Genomic DNA, 13,116 nt, shown 5'->3' on the forward strand with positions numbered 1-13,116 from the left:
CCGGTTCATGTGACTCACCCCGCGATCCGTACGGTCGTGCTGGCGCCCCAGATGGCGAGGCTCAGGAAGAAGTCCAGGACATTGATGGCGACGATCGAGGTGCGCACCGCGCGGCCCACCGCGACGCCGACGCCGGCCGGTCCGCCGCTCGCGTAGTAGCCGTAGTAGCAGTGCACCAGGATGATCAGGACGGCGAAGACGATCACCTTCCCGAAGGACCAGAGCACGTCCACCGGCGGCAGGTACTGCTGGAAGTAGTGGTCGTAGGTGCCGGCCGACTGCCCGTAGTAGCCGGTGGTGATGGTGCGGGCGGCCAGATACGAGGACAGCAGCCCGACCACGTACAGCGGGATCACGGCGACGAACCCGGCGATCATCCGCGTGGTCACGAGGAACGGCAGCGAGGGGACGCCCATGACTTCCAGGGCGTCGGTCTCCTCGCTGATCCGCATCGCGCCGAGCTGGGCGGTGAAGCCGGCGCCCACCGTCGCGGACAGGGCGAGCCCGGCCACCAGCGGGGCGATCTCCCGGGTGTTGAAGTACGCCGACAGGAACGCCACGAAGTTGGAGGTGCCGAGCTGGTTGAGGGCCGCGTAGCCCTGCAGGCCGACCTCGGTGCCGGTGAAGAACGACAGGAAGGCGATCACACCGACCGTGCCGCCGACGACGGCCAGCGCGCCACGGCCGAAGGTCACCTCGGCGAGCAGGCGCAGGACCTCCTTCTTGTAGCGGCGCAGCGTACGGCCCGTCCAGGCCAGGGAGCGGCCGTAGAAGGAGAGTTGGGTGCCCAGCTCTTCGAGGGAGCGCAGGGGGCGGTCGAGGAGTCTCATCGGCTAACCCCTCTGGGGGACGACCTGGAAGTACACCGCGGTCATCACGAAGTTCGTCACGAACAGCAACATGAAGGTGATCACCACCGACTGGTTCACCGCGTCCCCCACGCCTTTGGGCCCGCCCTTGGCGGTCAGTCCCTTGTACGAGGCGACGATCGCGGCGATCGCCCCGAACACCAGCGCCTTCAGCTCGGCCGCCCACAGGTCGGAGAGCTGGGCGAGGGTGGTGAAGGACGCCAGGTACGCGCCGGGCGTGCCGTTCTGGAGGACCACGTTGAAGAAGTAGCCGCCCGCGACGCCGACCACCGAGACCAGGCCGTTGAGCAGCAGGGCGACCACCATCGACGCCAGCACCCGCGGGACGACGAGGCGGTGGATCGGGTCGATGCCCAGCACCTGCATCGCGTCGATCTCCTCGCGGATCTTGCGCGCCCCCAGGTCCGCGCAGATGGCGGTGCCGCCGGCGCCCGCGATCAGCAGCGCGGTGACGATCGGGGAGGCCTCCCGCAGGACCGCGAGCACCGAGGCGGCACCGGCGAAGGACTGGGCGCCGAGCTGCCGGGTCAGGCTGCCGATCTGCAGCGCGATGACCGCGCCGAAGGGGATGGACACGAGCGCGGTGGGAAGGATCGTGACGCTCGCGATGAACCACGCCTGCTGGATGAACTCCCGTAGCTGGAAAGGGCGGCGGGGCATCGTGCGCAGGACGTCCAGCGCCATCGCGAACAGGCTGCCGGAGTGCCGCAGGGCCCCGGTGGGCGACAGGCTCATGCGTCCGCCACCTCCCTGCGGCGGTGCGGCTCGGCCTCGCGTCGGGCGATCGCCTCCCAGCGGGGCGGGCGGGCGATGCCCGGCCCCGGCAGCAGGCGGGGAGTCGGTTCCCGGCCGCCGGGAGGCTCGGCGCGGGCGCCGGCGCCGAGCTGTGCGAGCTCCTGCTCCACCTGGGCGGCGTCCTTCTCCTCGGCCATCCCGATCGGCCCCTGCATCCGGCCGTTCAGAAACTGCCGTACGACCGGCTCGTCGCTGGCCAGCAGCTTCTCCCGGGGGCCGAACATGACCAGCTCGCGCCGGAACAGCAGCCCGATGTTGTCGGGCACCTGGCGGGCCGAGGCGATGTCGTGCGTGACGATCAGGAACGTCGCGTCGATCTGCGCGTTGAGGTCGACGATCAGCTGGTTCAGATAGGCCACCCGCACGGGGTCGAGCCCCGAGTCCGGCTCGTCGAAGAGGATGACCTCCGGATCGAGCACCAGGGCGCGCGCCAGCCCGGCCCGTTTGCGCATGCCGCCGGAGATCTCGCCGGGCAGCTTCTCCTCGGCGCCGATCAGGCCGACCATGTCCATCTTCTCGAGCACGATCCGCCTGATGTCGCTCTCGGACTTGCGGGTGTGCTCGCGCAGCGGGAAGGCGATGTTGTCGTAGAGGTTCATCGAGCCGAACAGCGCGCCGTCCTGGAACAGCACCCCGAACAGCTTCCGCACCTCGTACAGGTCGTGTTCGCGAAGTCGCGTGATGTCCCGGCCCTGGATCGTGATCGAGCCCCGCTCCGGCTTCAGCAGGCCGACGAGCGTCTTGAGGAACACCGATTTGCCCGTGCCCGAGGGGCCGAGCATGACCGAGACCTCCCCGGCGGGCAGCGTCAGCGAGACGTCCTGCCAGATGACCTGGTGGCCGAAGGACTTGGTCAGCCCTTCCACGCAGATCTCGACACCCATCCGGTTCACCCTTCAGCCGTGGAGCAGCTCCGACACCTGCTCTACGGGGAGGGGCGGAGCGTCCGTCGCGACCGGGGCTGGTTTTTTTCGAACGGGTTTCGCGGTCCGGGCGGAGGGCCGCCGCACGGGCGGCCCGACCTGCGGTTCTACGGGAGCGCGGGCGTGGTGGGGACGGTGCTCGGTACGGCGGGTGTGTACAGAACCGAGGGGGTCCGCGGAGTCGGCCCGGCCGACGGGACGGCGGACTCGACCGGGACGTCCGGCCCGTCCGGAACCTCGGTCACGTCCGGGAGGCCCGGTGTTCCGGTCACGCCGGAGAGCTCGGGCAGCTCCGGCACCTTCGGCACGTCCGGCACCGGCGGGACCTCGGGGGCCGGCAGCGCCGGAAGCGGGGGCACCGAAGCCTCTGGCAGGGACGGCACGGACAGCGGCAGCAGCGGACCGTCGGCGGAAGACTCCGCCCCCCGCCCACCGGGCACCGCCGGCGCGGACGACGACCCGGGAGATCCGGGAGTGCCCAACTGGCCGTCGCCGTCGGGCCCGAGCGCCTCCGGGGGCCCCGACACGGAGGGCTTCGCCGCGGGGCCGCCCCCGCTCCCGTCGAGCGCGTACGGCAGGACGAACCCCGCGACCGCCAGGGTCGCGGCCGTGGAGGCGACGGCCACCGCGTGTGCCTTGCCGCCCCCGTGTGGCCGCCCGCGCCCGATCAGGTACAGCACGACCCCCAGCGTCCCGGCCAGCGAGGCGCGCAGCGTGCGCCGGGCCCGGGCCAGCAACGACTCGACGGTGCGGTAGCTCAGTCCCATCCGCACGGCGACCTGGCCGACGTCCAGGTCCTCGGACTTCAGCCGGAGCGCCTCCGCCTGGCGGGCGGGCAGGTCCCCGCTGCGCACCGCCAGCCACCTGGCCTCGGCCCGGTCGCACACGACCTCCTCGACGGGCGCCGGACCCGGCGCGACGAGCGTGGGGCTGGTGCGCACCTCGGCCTCACGGTTGACCTGGCGGTACCGGTCGACGCACAGCCTCATGGTCACGGTGGTCAGCCAGGCGCCGAGGCGCTCGTCGTCGAGGTCCGGGCGCTCCGCGGCGCGCAGCATCGCCTCGTGCACGGCGTCCTCGGCGTCCTCCAGGCTCATCGACCGCCGCCGGGCCACCTTGAGCAGCTGCTCGCGGTGGCTCCACATACGCTGCCAGCGGTCGTGGGCCTCCTGTGTCCGGGCGGCCATGGCCGCCTCCGCCTCAGCAGGCATGTCCGTCGCCATGAGGGCCCCTCCACGCTCACCCGCCGGTTCCTGTGCCGTCCGGCGGCTGGCGACATTACCCCCCGGTAGCCACGGTTGTGGAGGGGGCGGCTCCCATCGTGTCCTCACCGTTGCTGGTCAGCGGAGCGTCGCCGGGCAGCACCTCGTCCTCGGGCAGCCGCACGTCCGGATCGGGCACGGGGAGGGGCGGCTGCTCCGACTTCCCGGCACCGCCTGCCGGACGGGACGGCGCGGGGGAGGGCGAGGCGGGCCGCGCGGCGGGCGTAGGGGAGGGGGACGCACCCGGGCGCCCGGAGGGTTCCGGCGTGGCGGGCTCCGGCGTGCCCGGGCGCGCCGGCTCCGGTCGGCCCGGGGCTCCGGCGCCGCCGTCCGGCACCACTCGGTGCCCTTCCAGGAAGTGCGCGTACCAGGCCCTGACCGTGCGCAGATACGCCCGCGAGTGGTTGTAGCCGAGGATCGCCCGGTCCAGATCGGCCGGGTCGGACAGGTTCCGGCCCCCGGCGCACAGATAGCGGCCCGCGGCGAGCGCGGCGTCGAAGACGTTGTTCGGGTCGGCCCGGCCGTCGCCGTTGCCGTCGGCACCCCAGCGGGTCCAGGTGGACGGGATGAACTGCATCGGGCCCACCGCGCGGTCGTAGGCCGTGTCCCCGTCGTACGCCCCGTGGTCGGTGTCGCGGATGACGGCGAAGGGGCCGCCGTTCAGCCGGGGGCCGAGGATCGGCGTGACGGTCGTGCCGTCCTCCGTCACCCGGCCGCCGCGCGCCTGCCCGGACTCCACCTGACCGATCGCGGCGAGCAGCTGCCACCGCAGTCCGCAGCCGGGCGTGGTGCGCGCCAGCTCCCGCTCGGCGTGCCGGTACGCGGCGAACACGCTCGCCGGGAGGGCATCGCCGCCCGTCACCGGCCCGGCGCCCTCCTTCCGCTGCCCCGTCCGCAGCGGCGGCAGCTCGGTCCGGTAGGGGGTGTCGCCGGACACGCTCGCCCCGTGCGCGGCGGGTGTCGTCTGACGCGCGGGCTCCGCCGCCCGGGCCGGGAGCGCCCCCGGCGCCTGCGACGCGGTCAGCGCGGCCATGGCCGCCGCCGCGATCGCCGTACCTCCGGCACCCCTGAGAACCGCTCCTCTGAATGTGCGCACCTCGCGTTCCCCTCCCTGTGTGGATCCGTTCCCTGTGTGGAATCCGTCCTCTGCTCTACGCGGCGGGGCGGCACATCCGTCGCACGGAACGGGTCCCGCCGAGCAGGGGAGGTCCGCAACCGTGTCCGTTAAGGTCTCCCCAAGCGGCCGGGGCGTTGCGGTCCCGAGCGCGGACCTGACGGCAGGCGTGGGTCGGAGCCGATGCATGGGGGCACAGTGCGACTGAAAGTGGAGTTCACGACCGAGCCCTTCGACCTCGACGAGGCGCCCGCGCACGCCCTGGTGGCCCGGGAGGTCATCGAGGCCGCCGAGCTGGACGCCGTGGACGTGGGCCCGTTCGGCAACACCGCGCAGGGCGGTGCCGACGTGGTGCTCACCGCCGTGGACGCCCTGCTCCGCAAGGCCCTGGAGGCCGGTGCCACCCGGGTCTCGCTCCAGGTCAACGTGGTCGAGGAGGAAGAGGCGTGAGCGGCGCGGGGGACGAGCCGTTCATCGCGGCCGTCAAGCCCCTGGTCGACGCCATGGGCGGCGAGCTGATCCCGCCCGACGAGGCCGGCCCCGACGATGTCGTCCTGGCCTGGGCGGGCCGGGACGCGGTCGCCGTACGGCTGCCCCAGCTCGCCGACTCCCTCGATCACATCCTGGCCGCCATGGAGCGCCGCAAGGGCATGCCGCTGGCCGATCTGGACCGCAGGGCCAAGCAGGAGGTCGTACGGATACTCGAGGCGCGTGGCGCCTTCTCCGTACGGCACGGCGTGGAGACCGTGGCGAGCGCCCTGGGCGTCAGCCGCTTCACCGTCTACAACTACCTCAACCGCGAGAAGGGGGCCTAGGGGGCTTCTGATGGCCCCCTGACCCACCTCGCCGCACCGGTCCGGTTTCGCGCCACCGAATTTTCAACAAACTGTTGACGTGCGGTCGCGGGAGGGCGTTAGCTGTCGGCACGCCCGTTCAGCACGAAGGCCGAATCCGGCCACGGAGGCTCCCGTGACTTCCACTTCCACGCCGCCGGGCCTGGCCCGGTTCAACACTCTCGAGGAGCACGCGGCCCACAGCGCGCTCCACGAGGCGTGCGCCTCCACGGCGTGGGCGGAACGCCTGCTGGCCACCCGCCCCTACGCCACCGCCGAGGACCTGTACGCCGCGAGCGACGCCGCCATGGCGGAGCTGACGGCCGCGGACCTCGACGAGGCGATGGCCGGCCACCCGCCCATCGGCCGCCCGAAGCCCGGTGACCCCACCTCGGCCCGGGAGCAGCGCGGCATGGCCGGCGCCTCCGACGCGCTCAAGGCGGAGATGCTGGAGCTGAACCTCGCCTACCAGGAGAGGTTCGGCCATGTCTTCCTGATCTGCGCCACCGGCCGGACCGGCGAGCAGATGCGCGACGCGGTCAGGGAACGGATCGGCAACACACCGGAGCGGGAGCGGGAGATCGTCCGCACCGAACTGGGGAAGATCAACCGCATCCGGCTCGCCCGCCTCGTCGAAGACGACTGAAGAGGACGCCCGACCATGAGCACCAGCACCACCGCATCCGTGTCCACGCACATCCTGGACACCAGCGTCGGCCGCCCCGCCGGGGGCGTCGCCGTCCAGCTCTCCGCCCGCGCCGGGCGCACGGCGGACTGGCAGGCGCTCGGCGGCTCGGCCACCGACGCGGACGGCCGGTGCAAGGACCTCCCGGCACCGCCGGAGGGCACCACCCACGTACGGCTCGACTTCGCCGTCGAGCCGTACTTCGAGAAATCCGCGAACCAGCGAGCCGATGCGCAGCAGGACGCCCCCGCGAATCGGGACAGCGGTGCCGGTGTGTTCTTCCCGGAGGTGGCGATCACGTTCGCCGTCGTGCCGGGCGAGCACTACCACGTACCGCTGCTGCTCAACCCGTTCGGCTACTCCGTATACAGAGGGAGCTAGCTACATGCCCACGATCCTGGGACAGAACCAGTACGGCAAGGCCGAGAACCGAGTCGTAAAGATCACGCGGGACGGCGCCACCCACCACATCAAGGACCTCAACGTCTCGGTCGCGCTCTCCGGCGACATGGAAGAGGTCCACTACTCCGGCTCGAACGCCCACGTCCTGCCGACCGACACCACCAAGAACACGGTGTACGCGTTCGCCAAGGAGCACGGCATCGAGTCCGCCGAGCAGTTCGGCATCCACCTCGCCCGGCACTTCGTGACCTCGCAGGAGCCGATCAAGACGGCCCGGATCCGCATCGAGGAGTACGCCTGGGAGCGGATCGAGGCCTCCGACGCCGACGCGCGGTCCACCGGCGCCGGCGAGGTCAAGCACTCCTTCGTCCGCAAGGGCCAGGAGACGCGGCTCACCCAGATCACCTACGACGGTGAGCGCTGGGAGGTCGTCTCGGGCCTGAAGGACCTCGTCGTGATGAACTCGACCAACTCCGAGTTCTGGGGCTACGTCAAGGACAGGTACACGACCCTCAAGGAGGCCTACGACCGCATCCTGGCCACCGAGGTCTCCGGCCGCTGGCGGTTCAGCTGGACCGACGACGAACAGCACATGCCCGACTGGGAGACGTCCTACGAGCAGGTGAAGAAGCACATGCTCCAGGCCTTCGCCGAGACCTACTCGCTCTCCCTTCAGCAGACCCTGTACCAGATGGGTGCGCGGATCATCGACAACCGCAGCGAGATCGACGAGGTCCGCTTCTCCCTCCCGAACAAGCACCACTTCCTGGTGGACCTGGAGCCGTTCGGGCTGAAGAACGCCACCGAAGAAGGTGCTGTGTACTTCGCCGCCGACCGCCCCTACGGCCTGATCGAGGCGACGGTCCTCAGGGACGGCTGCGAGGCGAAGATCCCCGTGGACCTCACCAACCTCTGAGGTTCCCTCTTTCGGCACCCGTGGCCGGGGAACCCTTCTCCCGGCCACGGCACTCAAAACTTCCGGGGTCCTGCCGTGCCCTCTCCACCACAGCGCAAAGGACGAACCATGGCAGCAGACCGGCGCATCGTCATCGAGAACTGCGCGATCGCGACCGTCGACGGACACGACACCGAGTACGCCTCCGGGCACGTCGTCCTCGCCGGCAACCGCATCGAGTCGCTCGGCGCGGGCAGGGCCCCCGACGGCCTGGAGAACGTGGCACGCCGCATCGACGCCTCCGGCCACCTCGTGACCCCCGGCCTGATCAACACCCACCACCACTTCTACCAGTGGATCACCCGGGGCCTGGCCACCGACCACAACCTCTTCAACTGGCTCGTCGCGCTGTACCCGGTCTGGGCGCGTATCGACGAACCGATGGTCCGCGCGGCGGCCCAGGGCTCGCTCGCGATGATGGCCCGCGGCGGCGTCACCACCGCCATGGACCACCACTACGTCTTCCCGCAGGGCTCCGGCGACCTCTCCGGCGCGATCATCGGCGCCGCCCGCGACATGGGCGTGCGCTTCACCCTCGCCCGGGGCTCCATGGACCGCAGCGAGAAGGACGGCGGCCTGCCCCCGGACTTCGCCGTCGAGACCCTGGACGGGGCGCTGGCCGCCACCGAGGAGACCGTGCGCCGGCACCATGACTCCTCCTTCGACGCCATGACGCAGATCGCCGTCGCGCCCTGCTCGCCCTTCTCCGTCTCCACCGAACTGCTGCGCGACGGCGCCCAGTTGGCCCGCCGTCTCGGCGTCCGGCTGCACACCCACGGCTCGGAGACCGTGGAGGAGGAGAAGTTCTGCCACGAACTGTTCGGCATGGGCCCGACCGACTACTTCGAGTCCACCGGCTGGCTCGGCGAGGACGTGTGGATGGCGCACTGCGTCCATATGAACGACTCCGACATCGCCGCCTTCGCCCGGTCCCGCACCGGCGTCGCGCACTGCCCGTCCTCCAACGCCCGCCTCGCCGCCGGCATCGCCCGCGTCCCCGACATGCTCGCGGCCGGCGTCCCCGTCGGCCTCGGCGTCGACGGCACCGCCTCCAACGAGTCCGGCGAACTCCACACCGAGCTGCGCAACGCCCTCCTCATCAACCGCCTCGGCGCCCACAGGGAAGCCGCCCTGAACGCCCGTCAGGCCCTGCGGCTCGGCACGTACGGCGGCGCCCAGGTGCTCGGCCGGGCCGCCGAGACCGGCTCCCTGGAGCCCGGCAAGCTCGCCGACCTCGTGCTGTGGAAGCTGGACACGCTCGCCCACGCCTCCATCGCCGACCCGGTGACCGCCCTGGTCTTCGGCGCGGCCGCCCCGGTCACCGCCTCCTTCGTGAACGGCCGGCAGATCGTCGAGGACGGACGGCTGCTCACGGCCGACGAGGACGCCATCGCCCGCGCCACGCGGGACGAGGCCCAGCGCCTGGCGAAGATCGCCGCCGAGGCCTGAACACCCGGATGACTCCGGCCGGGAGGGACGGCTCCCGGCCGGTGGCCGTGGACCCGAGCGGGGACCACGGCGGTCGTCTCCGGGGTGCGCGCAGACGCGCGCGCCCCGGAACGGCCACAACCGTCCACCGCACATCCGGTCCCTCCCCCAAGCTCCCGGCTTCGCTCGAGCGGGGAGGTACCCAGCCCACCCGCACCACCTCCCTGACACCCACGGCGGCCCCCGGGCACAGCCGTGTAACCGACCGGAGGGACGCCGCCGTGGCCGACCACCCCGTTGACGAAAAACTCCCCGCGCTCAAGATGGCGACGACCGGCCTTCAGCACGTGGCCGCCATGTACGCGGGCGTCGTCGCCCCGCCCCTGATCGTCGGCGCGGCCATCGGCCTCGACGCCACCGACCTGACCTTCCTCACCGGCGCCTGCCTGTTCACCGCGGGCCTCGCCACCCTCCTGCAGACCCTCGGCATCTGGAAGATCGGCGCCCGGCTGCCGTTCGTCAACGGCGTCACCTTCGCCGGTGTCGCCCCGATGACCGCGATCGTCGCCTCCACCGAGGACAAGTCCGACGCCCTGCCCATCATCTTCGGCGCGGTCATCGTCGCCGGACTCCTGGGCTTCCTGGCCGCCCCCGTCTTCTGCAAGGCGATCCGCTTCTTCCCGCCCGTGGTCACCGGCACGGTCATCACCCTGATCGGCATATCGCTGCTCCCGGTCGCCTTCGGCTGGGCCCAGGGCCCCGACCCGACGGCGCACGACTACGGCTCGGCGACCAGCCTGGGACTCGCCGCGATCACCCTGCTGATCGTGCTGCTGCTGCGCCGCTTCACCACCGGCTTCGTCAAGCAGATCGCCGTGCTGCTCGGCCTCGTGATCGGCACGCTCATCGCGATCCCGTTCGGCGCCACGGACTTCGGCCCCGTCACGGACGCGGCTGTCATCGGCTTCCCCACCCCGTTCCACTTCGGCGCCCCGCAGTTCCAGCTCGCCGCGATCATCTCGATGTGCGTGGTGATGGTGGTGTCGATGACCGAGTCGACCGCCGACATGCTGGCGCTGGGCGAGATCGTCGAGCGCCCGGCCGACGAGAGGACCATCGCGGCCGGCCTGCGCGCCGACACCCTCGGCTCGGCGGTCAGCCCCCTCTTCAACGGCTTCATGTGCAGCGCCTTCGCACAGAACATCGGCCTGGTCGCCATGACGAAGATCCGCAGCCGGTACGTCGTCGCCGCGGGCGGCGGCTTCCTGGTGCTGATGGGCCTGTGCCCGATGGCGGCCTCACTGATCGCCGTCGTACCGCGCCCGGTGCTCGGCGGGGCGGGCGTGGTCCTGTTCGGCTCGGTCGCCGCCAGCGGCATCCAGACCCTCGTCCGGGCCGCCCTGGACAAGGACAACAACGTCCTGATCGTGGCCGTCTCCCTGGCCGTCGGCATCATCCCCATCACGGCGCCGGAGTTCTACCACGCCTTCCCGGAGACGGCGAGGATCGTCCTGGACTCCGGCATCTCGACGGGCTGTGTGGCCGCGGTCCTGCTCAACCTGGTCTTCAACCACCTGGGCCGGGGCGACCGGGACGCCCACGACGTGACCCACCCGATGGAGGCGGGCGAGGAGCTCACGAACACCCCCAAGGCCCCGGCCGCGCCCTGACCCCACGGACTCCGCTTAGGCTTCTGCCCCGGTCAACTCCTTGTTGACCGGGGGATCAGGGGACGAGGGGGAGACGGGCCGATGAACCACGCGACCGAGGTGTTCCAGCCACTGCAGGGGGACGACCCTCCCACGGTGGCCGGATACCGGCTCGCCGCCCGGCTCGGCGCGGGCGGCATGGGCCGGGTCTACCTGTCGCACACGCACGGCGGCCGGCCGGTGGCGATCAAGGTGGTGCGGCCGGAACTGGCCGACGACCCGGACTTCCGGCGCCGGTTCCGCCGGGAGGTGGACGCGGCCCGGCGGGTCAGGGGCGCCTACACCGCCGAGCTGATCGACGCCGACGCGGACGGCACGCCGCCCTGGTCCGCCACGCTGTACGTGCCCGGCCCCTCCCTGACCGACGCCGTAGCCCGGCGCGGACCGCTGCCGGTCCCCGCGGTGCTGCAGCTGATGGCCGGGGTGGCCGAGGCGCTCCAGGCCATTCACGCCGTCGGCATCGTGCACCGGGACCTCAAACCGTCCAACGTGCTGCTCGCCGCCGACGGTCCGCGCGTGATCGACTTCGGCATCTCGCTGGCCGCCGACTTCACGTCGCACACCGCCACCGGTGTCACCGTCGGCACACCCCACTTCATGGCTCCCGAGCAGGCGACCGCGGGTGAGGTCACGGCGGCGACCGACGTCTTCGCGCTGGGGCAGACGGCGGCGTTCGCGGCCCTGGGCCGGCCGCTGTACGGGGACGGCTCCGCGATCGGCGTGCTGTACCGGATCGTGCACGACGACCCCGACCTTTCGCTGCTGCCCGAGCAGCTCCGCCCCCTGTTCGCCCGCTGCCTGGCCGCCGCCCCGGAGGAGCGGGCCACCCCGGCCGAGATCGTCGACTGGTGCGGGCAGCGGCTGGGCGCGGACGCCGACGCGGGGGCCGGTCCGGCCGTCTGGCGGGACGTCTTGGGACCGGAGGTCGCGGTCCCGTCTCCGCTGCCCACCCCCACCCGGGTGCTGCCGCAGCCGCTGGTCGTCACCCAGCCCCAGTCGCTGCCGGGCGGGCCGGGGGAGCGACGGGCGCGAAGACGGCGTACCGCCCTGATCACGGCCGCGGCGGTGACGGCGGGGGCCGTCGCGCTGGGCGGCTTGTTGTGGACGGTTCAGGACGCGGGGATCAGGTTCCGCGACTGGGTGGCGGGCGCGCCGTCGACACCGGGCCCGCAGGAGTCCGGGCGGTCCTCGGGGTCGGCCTCGTCGACGCAGGAGTCCGAGAGCCGTGCCGGGGCGGCGGGAAGCGGCGGCGGGACACCCGAGGCGTCCGTGCCCTCCCCGGCGAAGTCCGCGTCACCGCAGGTCGAGACCCACGCGCCCCTGATGCTGACACCGGAGACTTCGCTGAGCTTCCATGAGCCGTTCATGCGTGACGACCGCAAGGGGGACATCCGCTTCGACTGCAAGGACGTCGGCTGCGCGGTGGAGAGCGACACCAGCGTGTTCCTCCAGCTCTTCGGCAAGTCGGGGGCGACCCTCGACGAGTGCCGGCTGATGCTCGCCAGTGCCGACCGCCACCGCTGGACCCTGGCCGGCGCAGCCGCCGGCAGCGAGATCTGCGTCAAGCACTCCAACGGCGACATCGCCCTGCTCGTGCTCCAGACGAAGCAGACCGCACTGCCCGAACTCGCCACCCTCACCGTGGACATGACGATCTGGCGGGACGCCGCCTAGAGCCCGAACATGCCCGGGTCGGTCGCCAGCTTCTTGAAGACCTCGGCGGGGTCGGGGACGAGTCTGCGCTTCTCGAGGTCCAGGATGCCGCCGACCGCCGTGATCTCGGCGGCGACGGTGCCGTCGGCCTTGAGGACGCTCTGCTGGATCCGGAACGTCTTGCCGCCGTCCCATTCGAAAGCGCAGGTCACCTCGACCTCGTCGCCCGCGAGCAGCTCGCGTTTGTAGCGGATGGTCGTCTCCAGGGCGACCGGACCCACGCCGCTGCCGATGAGCGCGGACTGGCTGATCCCGGCGGCGTGGAGCAGCGACCAGCGGGCGTGCTCCGCGTAGTTCAGGTACACCGCCTGGTTGAGGTGCCCCTGGACGTCGGTCTCGTATCCACGGACGGTCACAGGGACGGAAAACGGCTCGCTCACGGCTTCCCCTTCGGACTCTCGTGCACTCTGCAACGATCCACCGATCTT

General features: G+C 71.8%; 14 protein-coding genes. 8 read left to right on the plus strand and 6 right to left on the minus strand.

The annotated features are described in order from the left end of the window. Positions 1 to 14: 14 nt before the first annotated feature. From IGS69_RS28240 to IGS69_RS28260, 5 genes are all read right to left on the minus strand, one after another. Positions 15 to 830, minus strand: a complete 816-nt coding sequence (locus IGS69_RS28240) for an MlaE family ABC transporter permease (protein WP_031107739.1) — start codon at positions 828 to 830, stop codon at positions 15 to 17. Between the two features lie 3 nt (positions 831 to 833). Continuing rightward, the gene (locus IGS69_RS28245) at positions 834 to 1,604 is read right to left on the minus strand and encodes an MlaE family ABC transporter permease (protein WP_031107738.1); all 771 of its coding nucleotides are present in this window, start codon (positions 1,602 to 1,604) and stop codon (positions 834 to 836) included. Then, positions 1,601 to 2,548, minus strand: coding sequence for an ABC transporter ATP-binding protein (locus IGS69_RS28250; RefSeq protein ID WP_190903299.1), 948 nt, complete (start codon positions 2,546 to 2,548; stop codon positions 1,601 to 1,603). The genes IGS69_RS28245 and IGS69_RS28250 overlap by 4 nt, the downstream gene beginning before the upstream one ends. 146 nt (positions 2,549 to 2,694) lie before the next feature. After that, on the minus strand, positions 2,695 to 3,810 hold the full coding sequence (locus IGS69_RS28255) for an RNA polymerase sigma factor (protein ID WP_190903300.1): 1,116 nt from the start codon (positions 3,808 to 3,810) through the stop codon (positions 2,695 to 2,697). A gap of 55 nt (positions 3,811 to 3,865) precedes the next feature. Then, complete coding sequence (locus tag IGS69_RS28260) at positions 3,866 to 4,882, minus strand: lytic transglycosylase domain-containing protein (RefSeq protein WP_190904672.1); 1,017 nt, start codon at positions 4,880 to 4,882, stop codon at positions 3,866 to 3,868. 279 nt (positions 4,883 to 5,161) lie between these two features. On the opposite strand from IGS69_RS28260, the gene IGS69_RS28265 reads away from it, so the two are divergent. The 8 genes from IGS69_RS28265 (at position 5,162) to IGS69_RS28300 (ending at position 12,649) form a co-directional block, all read left to right on the plus strand. Beyond that, the gene (locus tag IGS69_RS28265; protein ID WP_190903301.1) at positions 5,162 to 5,413 is read left to right on the plus strand and encodes a hypothetical protein; all 252 of its coding nucleotides are present in this window, start codon (positions 5,162 to 5,164) and stop codon (positions 5,411 to 5,413) included. Next, positions 5,410 to 5,778: a helix-turn-helix domain-containing protein gene (locus tag IGS69_RS28270; protein WP_190903302.1), complete on the plus strand. Its 369-nt coding sequence runs from the start codon at positions 5,410 to 5,412 to the stop codon at positions 5,776 to 5,778. Before IGS69_RS28265 ends, IGS69_RS28270 begins: the two co-directional genes overlap by 4 nt. Before the next feature lie 154 nt (positions 5,779 to 5,932). Continuing rightward, the gene (gene uraD / locus IGS69_RS28275) at positions 5,933 to 6,442 is read left to right on the plus strand and encodes a 2-oxo-4-hydroxy-4-carboxy-5-ureidoimidazoline decarboxylase (RefSeq protein WP_190903303.1); all 510 of its coding nucleotides are present in this window, start codon (positions 5,933 to 5,935) and stop codon (positions 6,440 to 6,442) included. Between the two features lie 15 nt (positions 6,443 to 6,457). Continuing rightward, positions 6,458 to 6,862: a hydroxyisourate hydrolase gene (gene uraH / locus IGS69_RS28280; RefSeq protein ID WP_190903304.1), complete on the plus strand. Its 405-nt coding sequence runs from the start codon at positions 6,458 to 6,460 to the stop codon at positions 6,860 to 6,862. Positions 6,863 to 6,866: 4 nt separating this feature from the next. Beyond that, complete coding sequence (gene pucL, locus IGS69_RS28285) at positions 6,867 to 7,799, plus strand: factor-independent urate hydroxylase (RefSeq protein ID WP_190903305.1); 933 nt, start codon at positions 6,867 to 6,869, stop codon at positions 7,797 to 7,799. A gap of 108 nt (positions 7,800 to 7,907) precedes the next feature. After that, a complete protein-coding gene (locus IGS69_RS28290) occupies positions 7,908 to 9,287 on the plus strand; it encodes an 8-oxoguanine deaminase (RefSeq protein ID WP_190903306.1) in 1,380 nt (459 codons plus the stop codon). A 260-nt stretch (positions 9,288 to 9,547) separates the two neighbouring features. After that, complete coding sequence (locus IGS69_RS28295; RefSeq protein ID WP_190903307.1) at positions 9,548 to 10,936, plus strand: nucleobase:cation symporter-2 family protein; 1,389 nt, start codon at positions 9,548 to 9,550, stop codon at positions 10,934 to 10,936. Positions 10,937 to 11,017: 81 nt separating this feature from the next. Beyond that, positions 11,018 to 12,649, plus strand: a complete 1,632-nt coding sequence (locus tag IGS69_RS28300; RefSeq protein WP_190903308.1) for a serine/threonine-protein kinase — start codon at positions 11,018 to 11,020, stop codon at positions 12,647 to 12,649. Here IGS69_RS28300 and IGS69_RS28305 read toward each other — a convergent pair. Further along, the gene (locus IGS69_RS28305; protein ID WP_190903309.1) at positions 12,646 to 13,068 is read right to left on the minus strand and encodes an acyl-CoA thioesterase; all 423 of its coding nucleotides are present in this window, start codon (positions 13,066 to 13,068) and stop codon (positions 12,646 to 12,648) included. The genes IGS69_RS28300 and IGS69_RS28305 overlap by 4 nt on opposite strands. Positions 13,069 to 13,116 lie beyond the last annotated feature (48 nt).

The organism is Streptomyces tuirus (genome assembly GCF_014701095.1).
Classification (GTDB): Bacteria; Actinomycetota; Actinomycetes; order Streptomycetales; family Streptomycetaceae; genus Streptomyces; species Streptomyces tuirus.

What these genes read in the sequence shown, in the direction of transcription:
- IGS69_RS28240 (WP_031107739.1), bottom strand. Translation starts at nt 830, where the DNA reads ATGAGACTCCTCGACCGCCCCCTGCGCTCCCTCGAAGAGCTGGGCACC.
- IGS69_RS28245 (WP_031107738.1), bottom strand. Translation starts at nt 1,604, where the DNA reads ATGAGCCTGTCGCCCACCGGGGCCCTGCGGCACTCCGGCAGCCTGTTC.
- IGS69_RS28250 (WP_190903299.1), bottom strand. Translation starts at nt 2,548, where the DNA reads ATGGGTGTCGAGATCTGCGTGGAAGGGCTGACCAAGTCCTTCGGCCAC.
- IGS69_RS28255 (WP_190903300.1), bottom strand. Translation starts at nt 3,810, where the DNA reads ATGGCGACGGACATGCCTGCTGAGGCGGAGGCGGCCATGGCCGCCCGG.
- IGS69_RS28260 (WP_190904672.1), bottom strand. Translation starts at nt 4,882, where the DNA reads ATGGCCGCGCTGACCGCGTCGCAGGCGCCGGGGGCGCTCCCGGCCCGG.
- uraH (WP_190903304.1), top strand. Translation starts at nt 6,458, where the DNA reads ATGAGCACCAGCACCACCGCATCCGTGTCCACGCACATCCTGGACACC.
- pucL (WP_190903305.1), top strand. Translation starts at nt 6,867, where the DNA reads ATGCCCACGATCCTGGGACAGAACCAGTACGGCAAGGCCGAGAACCGA.
- IGS69_RS28290 (WP_190903306.1), top strand. Translation starts at nt 7,908, where the DNA reads ATGGCAGCAGACCGGCGCATCGTCATCGAGAACTGCGCGATCGCGACC.
- IGS69_RS28300 (WP_190903308.1), top strand. Translation starts at nt 11,018, where the DNA reads ATGAACCACGCGACCGAGGTGTTCCAGCCACTGCAGGGGGACGACCCT.